Here is a 12,304-nt window from a genome sequence, read left to right as displayed (position 1 = left end):
CAGCCTTTTAGTAGCCTGCGACAACCGAAGAAGGGTATCTGTGCTCTCAAACCAGCATCGACTGCTGGGCGAAGACTCCCGCCATCGCACCTTGCCATGATGCCGTGGTGACCGAAGACATGAGGGGATTGGCGAGGTCGCCCGCGGCGTAAACGCCGGGCATGCTGGTTTCGCGGCGCTCGTCGACTTTGAGGGCGATGCCCTGGGGCGTATTGACCGTGGCGAGGCCCAGCGATTCATGCAGGCGCGCGGATGGCTTGTTGCGCGGATGCGCGAACAGAATGTCGACCGCGACAGAGGGGCCGGCGTCGAGCCTGACGATGGCGCTATGGCTCTCGTCATGGTCGATTTCAGTGATTCTGCCATCGACGACAGGGGTATGGCGGAGTGCCAGATCGGCCCGGATATTGGCTGGAATGTCGTGACCATCCGCGAAGACCGTCAGCGTTTCGGTCCAGTCGTGGTACAGCCTGACGTAGTTGTGCGACGGCGGGCCGGACCAGACGAGGCCCCAATGCCGACCAGCAACCTCAAAGCCGTCGCAATAGGGACAAGGCACGATGGAGCTGCCCCAGCCTTCGGCAAAGCCGGGAACTTCAGGCATCTGGTCGGCGACGCCATAGCTCAGGATCAGGCGGCGCGCCCTGAGGCTTTCGCCATCGCCAGTAAGGACAGAGAAATCGTCGATAGCGCCGCAGACGCTCTCGGCACAGGCAGTGACCAGCCTGACCGTGGGATAACGCGCCAGCTGCTGCCGTGCCTCGACCAGGATCTCCAGCGGTGGCTTGTGGTCGTGGCCGAGCAGGCCATGCGAGTGGTCGGCGAAGCGATTGCGCGGCAGGCCGGTGTCGAGAACGATGACCTTGCGCCGGGCACGGCCGAGCTGCAAGGCGGCGGCAAGACCTGCAAAACTGCCGCCGATGATGATGACGTCATTCATGGTGATGGGCTCCGCGCTGTGGATTAAGGGGGATCGGCTTGCATACTTAAGATACTTCAGAGTACCCTAATTTAAGAATTAGAATACTGTCAAGTACTGGAATTTTTTATGAGCGAAAACAGCCAGAGCCGGCGCGGCCGGCCGGCCAACGAGGCGCTTGGCCAAACGATAGCCGACGCCGCGTGCGAACTTTTTGTGGAGTTGGGTTTTCAAGCGACGACCATGGATAAGGTCGCCAAGCGGGCGAAGATATCCAAGCTAAGCATCTATCGGCACTTCGAGAATAAGGAGGCGCTGTTCAGCGCAGCCATTGCGGCCCACTGCCAGCAGTTTGCACCACAAGCTCTTTTTGAAGGCGTCGGCGGTTCGGCCGAAGATCAGCTAATGGCGGTGGGATCAACCCTGCTTCGCACGCTGTTGAGCCCGGACGTGCGGAGTGTCGAAGCCATGATCATGGCCGACAAGACGAATCAAAAATCGTTAAGCAAGCGCCAATACGAAGCCGGCCCCGCCTATGTCATCGCCCAAATCGAGGCCCTGTTGCGTCAGTTGCACGCGAAGGCGGTTCTGAACGTGCCCGATCCTCTCCAGTCCGCCCGCTTGTTTGCCGCGCTTTTCAAAGGATCCGATCTCCTGATTATCGCGCGCTTCGATGAGGCGAAAGCAGAGGACGACGACGAAATCGAATCCTATTGCCGGTCGGCCGTCGCCATGTTCATCGCCGCGCACGGTCGCACCGACCACGCGGGCGAATAGTAACTTAATTGTTCCGGGTAGCTTGGCCGGGTACTTCGTCATATTGGACTGGCGCGCGCCAATATGGCGACAGTATCGAAACGCTGCGTTGGTGGATCACCTTCAGCATTTCACGAACTGGCAACTCCGTGACTGGGGTCGAGTGCTCTGTCTCTGAATGCGGCTCTAAATTACTTACAGACAGACAGCGTACTTACATCTCAAATATCCCGAGCTTGATTCCACCGAACGCCATACCTAGCTGATTTATTTATAGTTACTAGTTGGGGTACGCCGAGTTTTCCAGCGAAATCCAGGCGCCCGGAAAACCTGGCTCAGTCGAAAGATACCGTCCGTCTGGTGCCGGCACCATACAAGACGAAGCCCTCGCAGAAATGCGGGGGCTTTGTTTTTCCCTTACGTAAATAAATGACGTAACAAGCGTCAGCCTACGTTCTGAGCTTCCCTTTCCTTTCGCCCACGTCGCTGCACTGTGGCGTCATCGATACTCGTCATTGACGATCTTGCAGAAAATCCAGAATTGCCTGGGCGGTAGCCTGCGCCTTTTCTTCCAGTACCCAATGACCCGTGTTCTGTAAAATCAGTGAATGCGGTCGGTAACTGATATGGCTTACCTGCTCGGCCAACGTCTTGCCTCTTGAATGATCTCCGCCGATGGTGAGTACTGGTACGGCCAATTTGTTCTGAGCAAACGCCTGATTGTCATCTGCATCACTTTCCACCCAAGCTGAATAGAGTTTGAATGCCGCTTCCATTCGCCCAGGCCGGGAGTAATCCATTACCAATGCGTTGCGCACCTCATCATCAACTTTAGGATTGCCTGGATATACGAACTCATCAAAAAACATGTCCAGATAAGTTTTTTCCTGCCCTCGAATCATTTTCAACGCTGTTTCGCCGAAGAAACGAAAATGCCATTTGCTGGCAGTGCCATTCGCCGGATTGCCGTTATAAGGGATTTCCCAGCCTGGGAGTCCCGGGACGAATCCATCCATCAAAATGATGTGCTTGGTTTCCTGCGGATAGAGTGCGCCATAGGCGTAGGCGATAATCAGCCCCATGTCGTGACCGACAATATCCAGTCGCCCCAGTTTCAGGACGGCGACCAATTCATGGAGGTCGAGTGCCATGTTCCTTTTATCGTATCCATCCTTCGAGATATCCGTTTCTCCAGCGCCACGATAATCTGGAACGATAGGGGTATAGCCCGCGCGCAGGAGCCTTCCCATCAGGGATTTCCAATTTCTCCAGCTTCCTGGAAACCCGTGAATCAACAAGACCGGCTGCTCACCATCACCGCTCACCAAATAGTGCATGCGAATGCCGTTTACGTTCGCGTACTCACTTCTGAATGTCGCACAGTCAACGACAATATTTGCTCCATCTGACGAGGCGGATATTACGCCTGGATGAATAAGCCGATTCATTCTGACACCTTACTTAAGCCGGACGACCCGGAGCATCACGCCGAACCTTGATTCCCGAGACTAAACAGGCGGATCAAGCATTAGTAACGGGCCTGAAAAAACCGAATGTCTTTCAGCGTCAGCGTGAAGGATTCCTCGGTCCGCTGGCACTGTCAGGAATGACAGTTCCGACAAACGGCGGGGGCATGGCTACTCCCTTTAGCGCTCTCAAGACTATTCAAATAGAGGTAAGCGATCCGCACATCGGAATTCAGGGCAGTGAATGCCCACCCCCTCGCCGCAAGGCGCTATGCGGCACTCATTTAACTTCTCCCTTGCCGATACCCCAATAGACGCATCACTGCCCCAAGCCCTCACAGGCGCTCGACTACACTTGCCCAGAAATCGCCGCTCCAGGAGCAATCGACAATGAAGATCCGCACCAAGATCATCGCTTCGGGGTTGGTCAGTCTTTTCTTTGCTCTTCTACTCGGCGGTATCGGGTTGTGGGGGCATACCTCCATGACCGCGTCCCTAGCGGAGAACGAGACCAGTATTTCAGCCATGCGCAAGCACATGGAGGCGGACATGATGCACGATGCCATTCGTGCCGATGTCTTGGCTGCGCTGGTGGCAACGCCCGGTGATGTTCAGGAGGCCAAGGAAGTGCAGGAGGCTTTTGACGAGCATTCGCAACGGATGCGCAAGGTGATTGCCGAGAACGCCGAGGCTAAGTTGCCGGCGGAAGTCGCCAAGGCCATCGTCGAATTGAAACCACAGGCCGATACCTACATTGATAAAGCCAAGCAGGTAATCGGCAAAGTGCTGGGTGGCGCCAAGGATACACAAGCGCTGCGGACGGAATTCAACGCAGCGTTTTCGGCATTGGAAGAGCGTAATGAAGCCGTGAGCGAGCTGATCGAGAATCAGGCCCAGGCTTCTCGCGAGCATCAGGATGAGAGCATCCAATCTTCGGGGCGCTGGCTGATCGGGACGTTATTGGCCACCTGTGTGGCACTGATACTGTCGTCCTGGAGCTTGGTCAACGCTGTGCTCACACCGTTGAATAAAATCATCCTCAATACCCAGGCGATTTCCCAAGGCGATTTGCAGCGGTCCATGGGGGCGCACGGCAAGGATGAACTGGGCCAATTGCAGAGCGTCATTGAACAGATGCAAGCCAACCTGCGGCAGATGATCGCCACGATCCGCAGCCAGAGTGATGAGCTGCACGGCACGTCCCGCACCTTGGGCGACACTGCCAGGCAAATCGTCTCTAGCGCCGATCAACAGGCCCAGAGCGCAACCAGCATGGCGGCGAGCATGGAGCAGATGATGGCGAACATCAGCCAGATCCATCAGCATGCCGATAGCGCGCGGACGATCTCAGCGCAGTCGGAACAATTGGCGAGCAGCGGCGGCCAAGTGATTCTTGGAGTGGTGGAAGGTATGAGCCGCATCGCCGAGGTGGTCAATCAGTCCTCCTCCAAGATTACGGCGCTGGACGCTTCGTCCGAAGACATTCATTCCATCATCCAGGTGATCAAGAGCATCGCCGAGCAAACCAACCTGCTGGCGCTCAACGCCGCCATCGAGGCCGCCCGTGCCGGGGAGGCAGGTCGGGGTTTTGCCGTGGTCGCCGATGAAGTGCGCAACCTGGCGGCGCGTACCACCCAGTCCACCCAGGAAATCACTGCGATGATCGAGCGCATCCAGACCAGTGCCCGGGATGCCGTGTCAAACATGCAGGCCTGCGTCAGTCGCGTGGACGAAGGAGTGAACCTGGCCCAGCAGGCCGGGGTGTCCATCAGCGAAATCCGAACCGGCGCCCGTCATGCCGCCGAAGTGGTCGAGGAAATTTCCCAGACGATTGCCGAGCAATCGAAGGCCAGTGATGAGATGGCTCAGCGGGTGGAATCGATTGCCGCCCAGTCACGGGAAAACACACTCTCTATTCATCACCTGCAGCAAACCGCCAATCAACTGAACACTGCGGCGGGGTCGATGCAGTCTTCGGTGCAGCAGTTCAAGATCTGATCGCTCAATCTATTTTTTGGCGACGGAGTGCGCTCCCTCGCCACAAAGCTGATTCTGTTAGAGCTTTTATTATTTTCGAATCACACCTGACTCACCTCAAACACAAACGAAATTTCCCGCTTCTGGGCGCTCCAGACATACCGGATATGCTTGCCCTGCACCGGAATCGAAACCGCTGGTGGGCGAAATGCGGCGACGCATTCGTGGCCGGGCAGACGGACACTGTTATAGAGCAGGCCCCAGGATAATGTTTCACGCAGTTGCCGGGCGAATACCTGGGACGGGCCGTAGGCGGTGGGGTCCGGGTCGTGGAGGTGGGGGTAATCGTGGCGGATGTCGTGCAAGGGCTTGATGACCTGGTTGACGTAGGTGCGCATGGTCAACTCAAGGTCCGGCTCATTGGTTGCCCCGAGAAAGCGCGCCTGGTGATAGCAGGTCTCGGCAATAGCGGCTTCCTGGCTGCTGGCGGCATAGTAGACGCCGAAGGTGCCATCGCTGAAGCGGCTGCTTTTGCCAATATGAGTGAACGCCGCCATCACTGGCGAGGAACCGGGCCCGGAAACCCGGTCCTCGGGACGGACCCGCGACAGCATGCCGGCCTCTTCCATCAATCGATCGTTGGTCAGCGCTTCCAGAGCATAGGCCGTGGGCAAATCCTCGGGGTCGAGTACGTCCTCGAATAGAGTGATCGGCGGGAAGCTGCTATTGACGATCCGATAGGCACCCTTCCATTGCGGGTCCGTCAGAAGTGGCGTCATCAACCGCGTACTCCGTCGAGGTAGCGCCGCACATCAGCGATATCCACCACCCGCCCGGCCAGCATGTAGGACAGCGCCGACTGGCCGTTGAACGGCGCAGCGGCGTTGGGACTGCTGACCCATTGATAGGCCCGGTCCCGGCTGTTGCTGAAGATGATGCTCAGCGCCTTGTGTATACCCATGAGATAGGAAATACGCTCCAAGGTGTCGCGGGGCAACCTGACGTTGGCGGGTAGTTGTTTGTATTTGTAGAAGGTCGTGTTCCCAACCTTGCCCAGCAAGATGCGCTGTTGCTCGACGCTGCAGCCCCACAATTCCATGAGGTTGAAGAAAAACTTCAACGCGATTCGACCCGCGTCCGGGGAATCCAGTTGTTGCTGTGCGGTGAGGTTGATGGAGGAAGTAGCCATGGGATTTGGGCCCCTTTGTTACCGGATGATGCCTACAGGATAGTACACATACGGATATAAATTGATATTTAATTCGCAAATGAATTAAACAAAACCGAAATCCTGCGAATGTCCTTCAGCTGAAATCAAGCCTGGCTCCACTGGTTTGCCAAGGGTTGTCTGGCACTGGCCCAGACAAGAAGAATTACAAGCCAACAAGCGTCAAACCAGCGAAAAGCCAAAGTCCCACATAAGCTCCAACCATTATTTCCCGGAGCTTTTCACCACAAAACCGCGACAACCGTGGCAAGCTGCACGATGATAGGCGCATGCACTGCCTTACCCGGGCCAGGTGCACAACAATAGCGAGCCCACTTAAGCAGAGGGCATTACCTCATGGATAGCAGAACCCTACGCAACCTCATGCGCATTGTGCAGACCGGCTCGTTGTCGGCGGCGGCGGAACATTCGTGTCTCACGGTGCAGGCATTGGCGGCGCAGTTGAACAAGGTCGAGGAGCAATTCGGCTTCCGGTTGTTCAGGCGTTCGAACAAGGGCCTGACGTTGACGAGCCAAGGTTCGGAACTGACCCCTTTCATGGATCAGGTGCTGGTGGCCACACGGCAGCTCGAAGAAAAAGTCACGGCGCTCAAGAGGCCCCGGCAACGCACACTGAAAATGGCGCTCAATACCACCCTGCCGGCGGAGTTCAACCGCCGGATGATTGATCGGTTGATCGCCGTTTTCCCCCAGTACCAGTTGGAATTCAGTTACGCCGAATCAATGGAGAACCTGAGCAAACTCAAGAATGAAGATTTTGACCTGGCCATCCTGATCGGCGCGCAACTGAGCGGTTTTTCCAGCATTACGATGCCTGATGTGCAGGTGCGGGTGGTGGGCGCTCATTGTGGCAATGAGGGCGATTCCCTCGGTTTGCTCGGAGACAGGTTTCAGGTACGTCCCGCGGAAGAGTGCCCGTACTCCCAAAGTTTCCTCCGTTTTCTCGATGCAGGGCTGAGCGAATACGACTCAAGTCAGCGGATGGTGTACTCCTGCAGTGAAACGCTGACGCTGTCGTTGATCACCCAACTCGATGGCCTGGGGCTGGTATCCCGGGATGCGGCACTGCGCAACGGCCTGACGATTTTCCCGGACTTCGAGGACTCTCTCGAGGTACGTCTGGTGGTGAACAATCCTGAATTGTCAGGTCAGGCACTGCACGATGTCGTGGACCTGGCGCTACAGGAACGAACCGAGCGCGATATACGCCGCCGTGCCCAGCGCCACACTGAGAAACAGGTTACGGCTGAAATACGCACATAGCAGCGTGGGAATCGCGGCGTAGAACTCCGGGCGGTCGAGTTGTATCTGCTGATCCTTGATCAACAACGGGGTGAGGCTGATGGCAGCGACGATCGCCACCGGCAGGTATTCCAGGGCACGGGCAACGAAAGGTGGCCAGTGTTCCGTGTTGATCTGCAACGGCAAGGCACGGGGCAGGAAAGTCACGACCATCATCAGGACCACCACCATGATCAGGAACGTTTGGTCAGGCATACGCCCACCCCGCAGCCAACGAACGTGGCGATAAAAACGTTGAATGGCGACGTGCCCAACAGGCTCAACACGCCCATGCACACGACGGCCGCCAGGGCAGCAATCAGCTTGTTACGGGTATTGCACAGCGAAACCAGCACGTAGAGCATCATCGCGGTCAAGGCATAGTCGAGCTGATACTTGATCAAATGCGCCGCGTATTGCGCGCACACGGCGCCCAACAAGCCGCCGAGCACCCAGGAGGTATGGCAGAACAAGTTGAAGCCGATGAGATAGCGCACACTCACCGGCGCCCCGCTACCCAGCTTGACGCTGTGGAAAGCGAACGACTCGTCCGTAAGACCTGACGCATAGCACCAACGCTCGAAACGACTGAGCCCCAACGCACGCAAGGCCTTGGCCATGTAGACCGACATCAGCATATGTCGCGCATTGATCAGGAATGTAGTGAGCACGATGGTGGTCAGCGACGCCCCGCTGGAAATCAACGCCAGCGCCGCGAACTGCGAAGCGCCCGCGTAGACGAACAGGCACATCGCTACCGGCAACCACAAGGGGAGCCCGGCGTTGACCGCCATCAGACCGAACACAAACGAAACCGTAAAATAACCCGCTACCACCGGACTGGCTTCGGCGAAGGTACGCGAGGCTTGTGGTTCGACCACCAGCGGCTGGCTGGAAGTCTTGCTCATAGATCTCTCTCGAAAGTGATTTCACCCCGAGGTTCGCAGAACCCCTGGGCTGCCCAGAAACGCTTGCCGGCCAGGTTAGCATCATCGACGAAGAGGAACATGCGCAGCACGCCCACACGCTTCATGTCGGCGGAAGCCGCTTCCACCAGACGCTGGCCCAGGCCGCGGGTGCGATGCCTTGGGCTGACCGCCAGGTGGTTGATGGTGCCACGGGTACCGAGCATGCCGCCAATCACCGCACCCACCACGCAGCCACTGGCATCGATGGCCAGGTATGCCGTGGTGGTTTCCTGCAACAACACGCCCCGCAAGAACCGGGCATCCTGCCATTCGCAGAACGACACTTCGTCGAAACCGCGAAAGAACTGCTCCATTCGCTCGGCATCCCTGACCATCGCCCGGCGCAGCAGCACCTGAGGCTCCGGATCGTCCATGGGTACCAGCTGTTCAGCGAACAATGTCAAAAGCGGTCCCGGGCCGCGAGAAGGAAATCGCCAGGATCTGCCTGAACGCCATTTCATGGCTGTGGACGTTGCGGGCCGGGGTCACGTAATGACGCATGTCGCGATCGAGGAAGAACGTCGTATCGAGGATGTCCTCGTAGGTAACCGCCGCCAGCTGTTCTTCCTGGGCGGTATACAACCGGCTCTCCGCACCCGCCACATTGTGACGGCCCCAGAAGTGCACACCGCTGAACGGATACCCGTCGCAGTGAATTCCTTCAGGCGTGATTTCCAGTTGTTTGCCCGGCTTGATCTCGATGCGGATCTGATGGATCTGACATTGCCAGATTTCATCATGCAGTTCCTGCGGCAGGACGTTCTTGTATACCTCGAAGTCCGTGTCGATCAGGCTGCGCACCACCGGGGAATTGATCACTTCGTTGGAGAAATCCTGGAAGTGCCGTTCCAGTCCGCCGACGTAGCTGTTGTTGGCCTTGGACTGGATATAGGCCCGATGTTCGAGCTGCTTGAGCTCGCGGGTCTGGGGGTTGTATTCGAAGTCGCTGTAGCGGCGAAACCGCATGCCTGACTCGGCCTGGCCGTAATAACTGTCGGGCTCCATGTTATCCCAGCTCTTGGTCAGCCGGACAAAGTCGCCGAAATGACCGTAGAGATTGAAGTCTCCACCACGGACGTTAACGTATTTGTCACGTCGTAGCGCTTCGCCCACTTCCCTGTTCAGAACGATCATTTTTATTAGGTCTCCACTGCATTGAGCGGCCTAATCTAGTAGGTGCAGAATTTCCGTCCATGAAAAAGAATTTGAGTCATTTCAAGGCACGCTTGAAACGAAGCAGAAAGGCCATTAGTACGACTTTTTATCGGGAAAACAATCGATTACGGCAATATTTATGCCGCTAAAAGCCAGAAACCCCCGAATTCGAATTCGAGGGTTTCTGGCTCAGATAACGCGATCAGACATCAGAAGACATTGATCGGGTAATCCACGAATACTCGCAGCTCGTTGCCGCTGACGTTGTACTCGCTGGATTTCTGCGAAACACGCAGGACCGAACTGCGCAGCCTCACGCTGAGATCCTTGGCCGGACCGTTCTGGACCACGTACTTGAGCTGGTTGAAGATCTCGCGCTCGGTGCCACCTTCGCTGGTGGAGGTAGTGATGTTATCGCCACGCACGTAAGCGACGTTATAGGTCAAACCAGGAACGCCGAACGTGGTGAAGTCCAGGCCGTAGCCCAGTTGCCAGCTGCGTTCGTCTTCCGCGTTGAAGTCGGACCAGTAGGAGTTGGCCAGGTAGATTGTGTTACCGCCGTCCCCCACCCGATTCTGTTCACGCTGATAGCCACCGTAGGCATAGCCCAGGTTGCTGTCGCCGGTGCTGCGCTGATGAGCGAGCGTGAAACTGTGCGGCCCGGTGGCGAAGGTGGCGGCCAGGCTCCAGATTTTGTTGTCGTCGCCCGTGACGCTGTTCTCACGAACGTAGTCGTTGTCCAGTTTGGTGCGGTAGCCGTTGAAGTCCAGCGTCAAGGACTGATCCTTGGCCAACGGGAACACATAGTTGGCGTTGACATACTGTTTCTTCAGCACATCCTCGACATCCGAGGCGTAGAGCGAAGCCTTGAACTGTTCGGTGAACTGATAGCTGCCGCCCAATACGTTGATCGACTTCAGTCCACCGCTATCGCGACCTTCGGCGCTCTTGCGCGATTCGGCGGTGAAACGGCCGGCGTTCAGTTCCAGGCCCTTGATCTCTTTGGAGGTGATCAGGGTGCCGGTATAGCTTTCCGGCAACAAACGCGAGTTGTCGTAACTCAACACTGGCAAGGCCGGCATCTGGTCACCGTAGGCCAGCACTGTATTGGAGACGCGGAATTTCACCGCTGCGCCGAACCTGGACAGGTCATCCGCCGCATTACCGCTATCGCCTTGCTTGAAGAAGTCGATGCCGCCCGCACCGCTGCGGCCTTTGCCACCGTCCAGACGCAATGCGTACAGGCCGAAGGCGTCCACTCCCACACCGACGGTGCCTTGGGTGAAGCCGGACGAGAATGTACCGATGGCCGCCTGGCCCCATTCGGCCTTGTCCTGGTTGCCATCCTTGTAGTCACGGTTGATATAAGCGTTGCGCAACAGCACTTTCAGACTGCTGTCTTCAACGAAGCCCTTGGACTCGGATTGGTCGCTGGCCATGGCGTGTGTCGTGCTCAAAATCCCCAGTGCGATCAAACCGATGCGCGTGTTCAACATGATTGTTTTCCTTGTATGAATTGATACGCACTGCGACCGGCAGCCGAAATGGCGCTTTTTCTGCGCTCTTTTTCGGACTCTTGCTCCTGAAATAATGAAAAGGCCCGCCCACGAGTGATCGTGTCGGGCCCTTTTATTATTTAAGAGTCATGGCTGTTAGCCACAGGCGTAGGCCGAATCCTAGCCGTGCCTTCAAGAATGTGTCAATTTCGTGAATCGTCTTTGATTAGGCAAAAAACGTCTAAGAACCCGAACATCCATCCAGACTACAGACCGGTGTAGGGGAAGAGACCTGTACCGGTAAAGACAGATTCAACCATTCGGCGAATGCCTCGGGCTTACCCAGCCAGGGGCCAATATCGACCCGCGAGAACAGACCCTCGTGCTCCAGCGCCAGGGTTGGAAAGCCTTGGCCACCGATTTTGGCCAGCAAGGCACGACTGGCCTTGATATGGGTTTCTACATCAACACCGGTGAACGCCAATTGGAATGCCTCGGCTTCAAGCCCGATGGTGCCGGCCAGTTCCAACAGCACCGTTTCATCGGCAATTCTCCGGCCTTCAACGTAGTGTGCGGTTTGCAAGCGCCCCAACAGGTCCAGCCCTTGGCCACCCAACTGTTCGGCAACGAGAATCGCCGCAATGGGTGGCGCCGAGTCGAACACCGCGTGCTCGTCCCGCAGCAGGCCCTCGAAATAGGCCTCACCAAACGGCTGGCCGGTATGTTCGGCGATCCGCCGGTCATGGGGCATCACGTAATTACGCAACTGGGGTGAGACCGGTTGGCGATTGGCACCGGTCATCATGCCGCCGCCATGGGCGATCACCGGCAGCACCGCACGGGCGGCCTGCACCAGTGGTTTGGCGCCGTAGCACCAACCGCAGAGCGGATCATAGATGTAATGAAGAGTGGTCATGGAAACTCCGCTAGCCGTCAGAACCGGATAACGGCAGCGTAGCCCCGAGAACCTCGCGGAAAAACATCGGAATGGCTTTCAGTTTGTTTCGTGAATCGGTCAAGTGCCGAGCCACCTGTGGGAGTGAGCCTGCTCGCTCCCA

Annotated in this window: 13 protein-coding genes; 3 read left to right on the top strand and 10 right to left on the bottom strand. The window is 57.0% G+C overall.

Annotated features, from left to right (window positions below):
- Window positions 1–46: 46 nt before the first annotated feature.
- A complete protein-coding gene (locus AD665_RS18815; protein WP_024778021.1) occupies window positions 47–940 on the bottom strand; it encodes an NAD(P)/FAD-dependent oxidoreductase in 894 nt (297 codons plus the stop codon).
- A gap of 108 nt (window positions 941–1,048) precedes the next feature.
- Between AD665_RS18815 and AD665_RS18810 the strand changes: the two genes are divergently transcribed.
- Window positions 1,049–1,696 carry a TetR/AcrR family transcriptional regulator gene (locus AD665_RS18810; protein WP_024778020.1) on the top strand — a complete coding sequence of 216 codons (648 nt, stop codon included), beginning with the start codon at window positions 1,049–1,051 and terminating at the stop codon, window positions 1,694–1,696.
- Window positions 1,697–2,187: 491 nt separating this feature from the next.
- Here the strand turns inward: AD665_RS18810 and AD665_RS18805 are convergent, their stop codons facing one another.
- Window positions 2,188–3,123 carry an alpha/beta fold hydrolase gene (locus AD665_RS18805; protein WP_053193156.1) on the bottom strand — a complete coding sequence of 312 codons (936 nt, stop codon included), beginning with the start codon at window positions 3,121–3,123 and terminating at the stop codon, window positions 2,188–2,190.
- 408 nt (window positions 3,124–3,531) lie between these two features.
- On the opposite strand from AD665_RS18805, the gene AD665_RS18800 reads away from it, so the two are divergent.
- The gene (locus AD665_RS18800) at window positions 3,532–5,139 is read left to right on the top strand and encodes a methyl-accepting chemotaxis protein (protein WP_024778018.1); all 1,608 of its coding nucleotides are present in this window, start codon (window positions 3,532–3,534) and stop codon (window positions 5,137–5,139) included.
- Between the two features lie 80 nt (window positions 5,140–5,219).
- Here the strand turns inward: AD665_RS18800 and AD665_RS18795 are convergent, their stop codons facing one another.
- Together AD665_RS18795 and AD665_RS18790 are read right to left on the bottom strand one after the other, a co-directional pair.
- Window positions 5,220–5,897, bottom strand: coding sequence for an RES family NAD+ phosphorylase (locus AD665_RS18795; RefSeq protein ID WP_024778017.1), 678 nt, complete (start codon window positions 5,895–5,897; stop codon window positions 5,220–5,222).
- Window positions 5,897–6,307: an MbcA/ParS/Xre antitoxin family protein gene (locus AD665_RS18790; protein ID WP_024778016.1), complete on the bottom strand. Its 411-nt coding sequence runs from the start codon at window positions 6,305–6,307 to the stop codon at window positions 5,897–5,899. The genes AD665_RS18795 and AD665_RS18790 overlap by 1 nt, the downstream gene beginning before the upstream one ends.
- A gap of 375 nt (window positions 6,308–6,682) precedes the next feature.
- On the opposite strand from AD665_RS18790, the gene AD665_RS18785 reads away from it, so the two are divergent.
- Complete coding sequence (locus AD665_RS18785) at window positions 6,683–7,609, top strand: LysR family transcriptional regulator (protein ID WP_024778015.1); 927 nt, start codon at window positions 6,683–6,685, stop codon at window positions 7,607–7,609.
- Here the strand turns inward: AD665_RS18785 and AD665_RS18780 are convergent.
- The 6 genes from AD665_RS18780 to AD665_RS18755 all read right to left on the bottom strand — a co-directional run bounded on the left by AD665_RS18780 (window position 7,526) and on the right by AD665_RS18755 (window position 12,162).
- Window positions 7,526–7,843 carry an AzlD domain-containing protein gene (locus AD665_RS18780; RefSeq protein WP_053193154.1) on the bottom strand — a complete coding sequence of 106 codons (318 nt, stop codon included), beginning with the start codon at window positions 7,841–7,843 and terminating at the stop codon, window positions 7,526–7,528. The genes AD665_RS18785 and AD665_RS18780 overlap by 84 nt on opposite strands.
- Complete coding sequence (locus AD665_RS18775) at window positions 7,822–8,535, bottom strand: AzlC family ABC transporter permease (RefSeq protein WP_024778013.1); 714 nt, start codon at window positions 8,533–8,535, stop codon at window positions 7,822–7,824. Before AD665_RS18775 ends, AD665_RS18780 begins: the two co-directional genes overlap by 22 nt.
- Window positions 8,532–8,969 carry a GNAT family N-acetyltransferase gene (locus AD665_RS18770; RefSeq protein WP_173668673.1) on the bottom strand — a complete coding sequence of 146 codons (438 nt, stop codon included), beginning with the start codon at window positions 8,967–8,969 and terminating at the stop codon, window positions 8,532–8,534. Before AD665_RS18770 ends, AD665_RS18775 begins: the two co-directional genes overlap by 4 nt.
- 13 nt (window positions 8,970–8,982) lie before the next feature.
- On the bottom strand, window positions 8,983–9,729 hold the full coding sequence (locus tag AD665_RS18765) for a 2OG-Fe dioxygenase family protein (protein WP_024778011.1): 747 nt from the start codon (window positions 9,727–9,729) through the stop codon (window positions 8,983–8,985).
- A gap of 230 nt (window positions 9,730–9,959) precedes the next feature.
- Window positions 9,960–11,246, bottom strand: coding sequence for an OprD family porin (locus tag AD665_RS18760; RefSeq protein WP_053193152.1), 1,287 nt, complete (start codon window positions 11,244–11,246; stop codon window positions 9,960–9,962).
- A gap of 241 nt (window positions 11,247–11,487) precedes the next feature.
- Window positions 11,488–12,162: a DsbA family protein gene (locus AD665_RS18755; RefSeq protein ID WP_024778009.1), complete on the bottom strand. Its 675-nt coding sequence runs from the start codon at window positions 12,160–12,162 to the stop codon at window positions 11,488–11,490.
- Window positions 12,163–12,304 lie beyond the last annotated feature (142 nt).

The sequence above is a fragment of the Pseudomonas corrugata genome, from assembly GCF_001269905.1.
GTDB lineage: Bacteria > Pseudomonadota > Gammaproteobacteria > Pseudomonadales > Pseudomonadaceae > Aquipseudomonas > Aquipseudomonas corrugata.
Note: the sequence above shows the minus strand (reverse complement) of the source record. Positions and strands in the feature narration are given on the sequence as shown.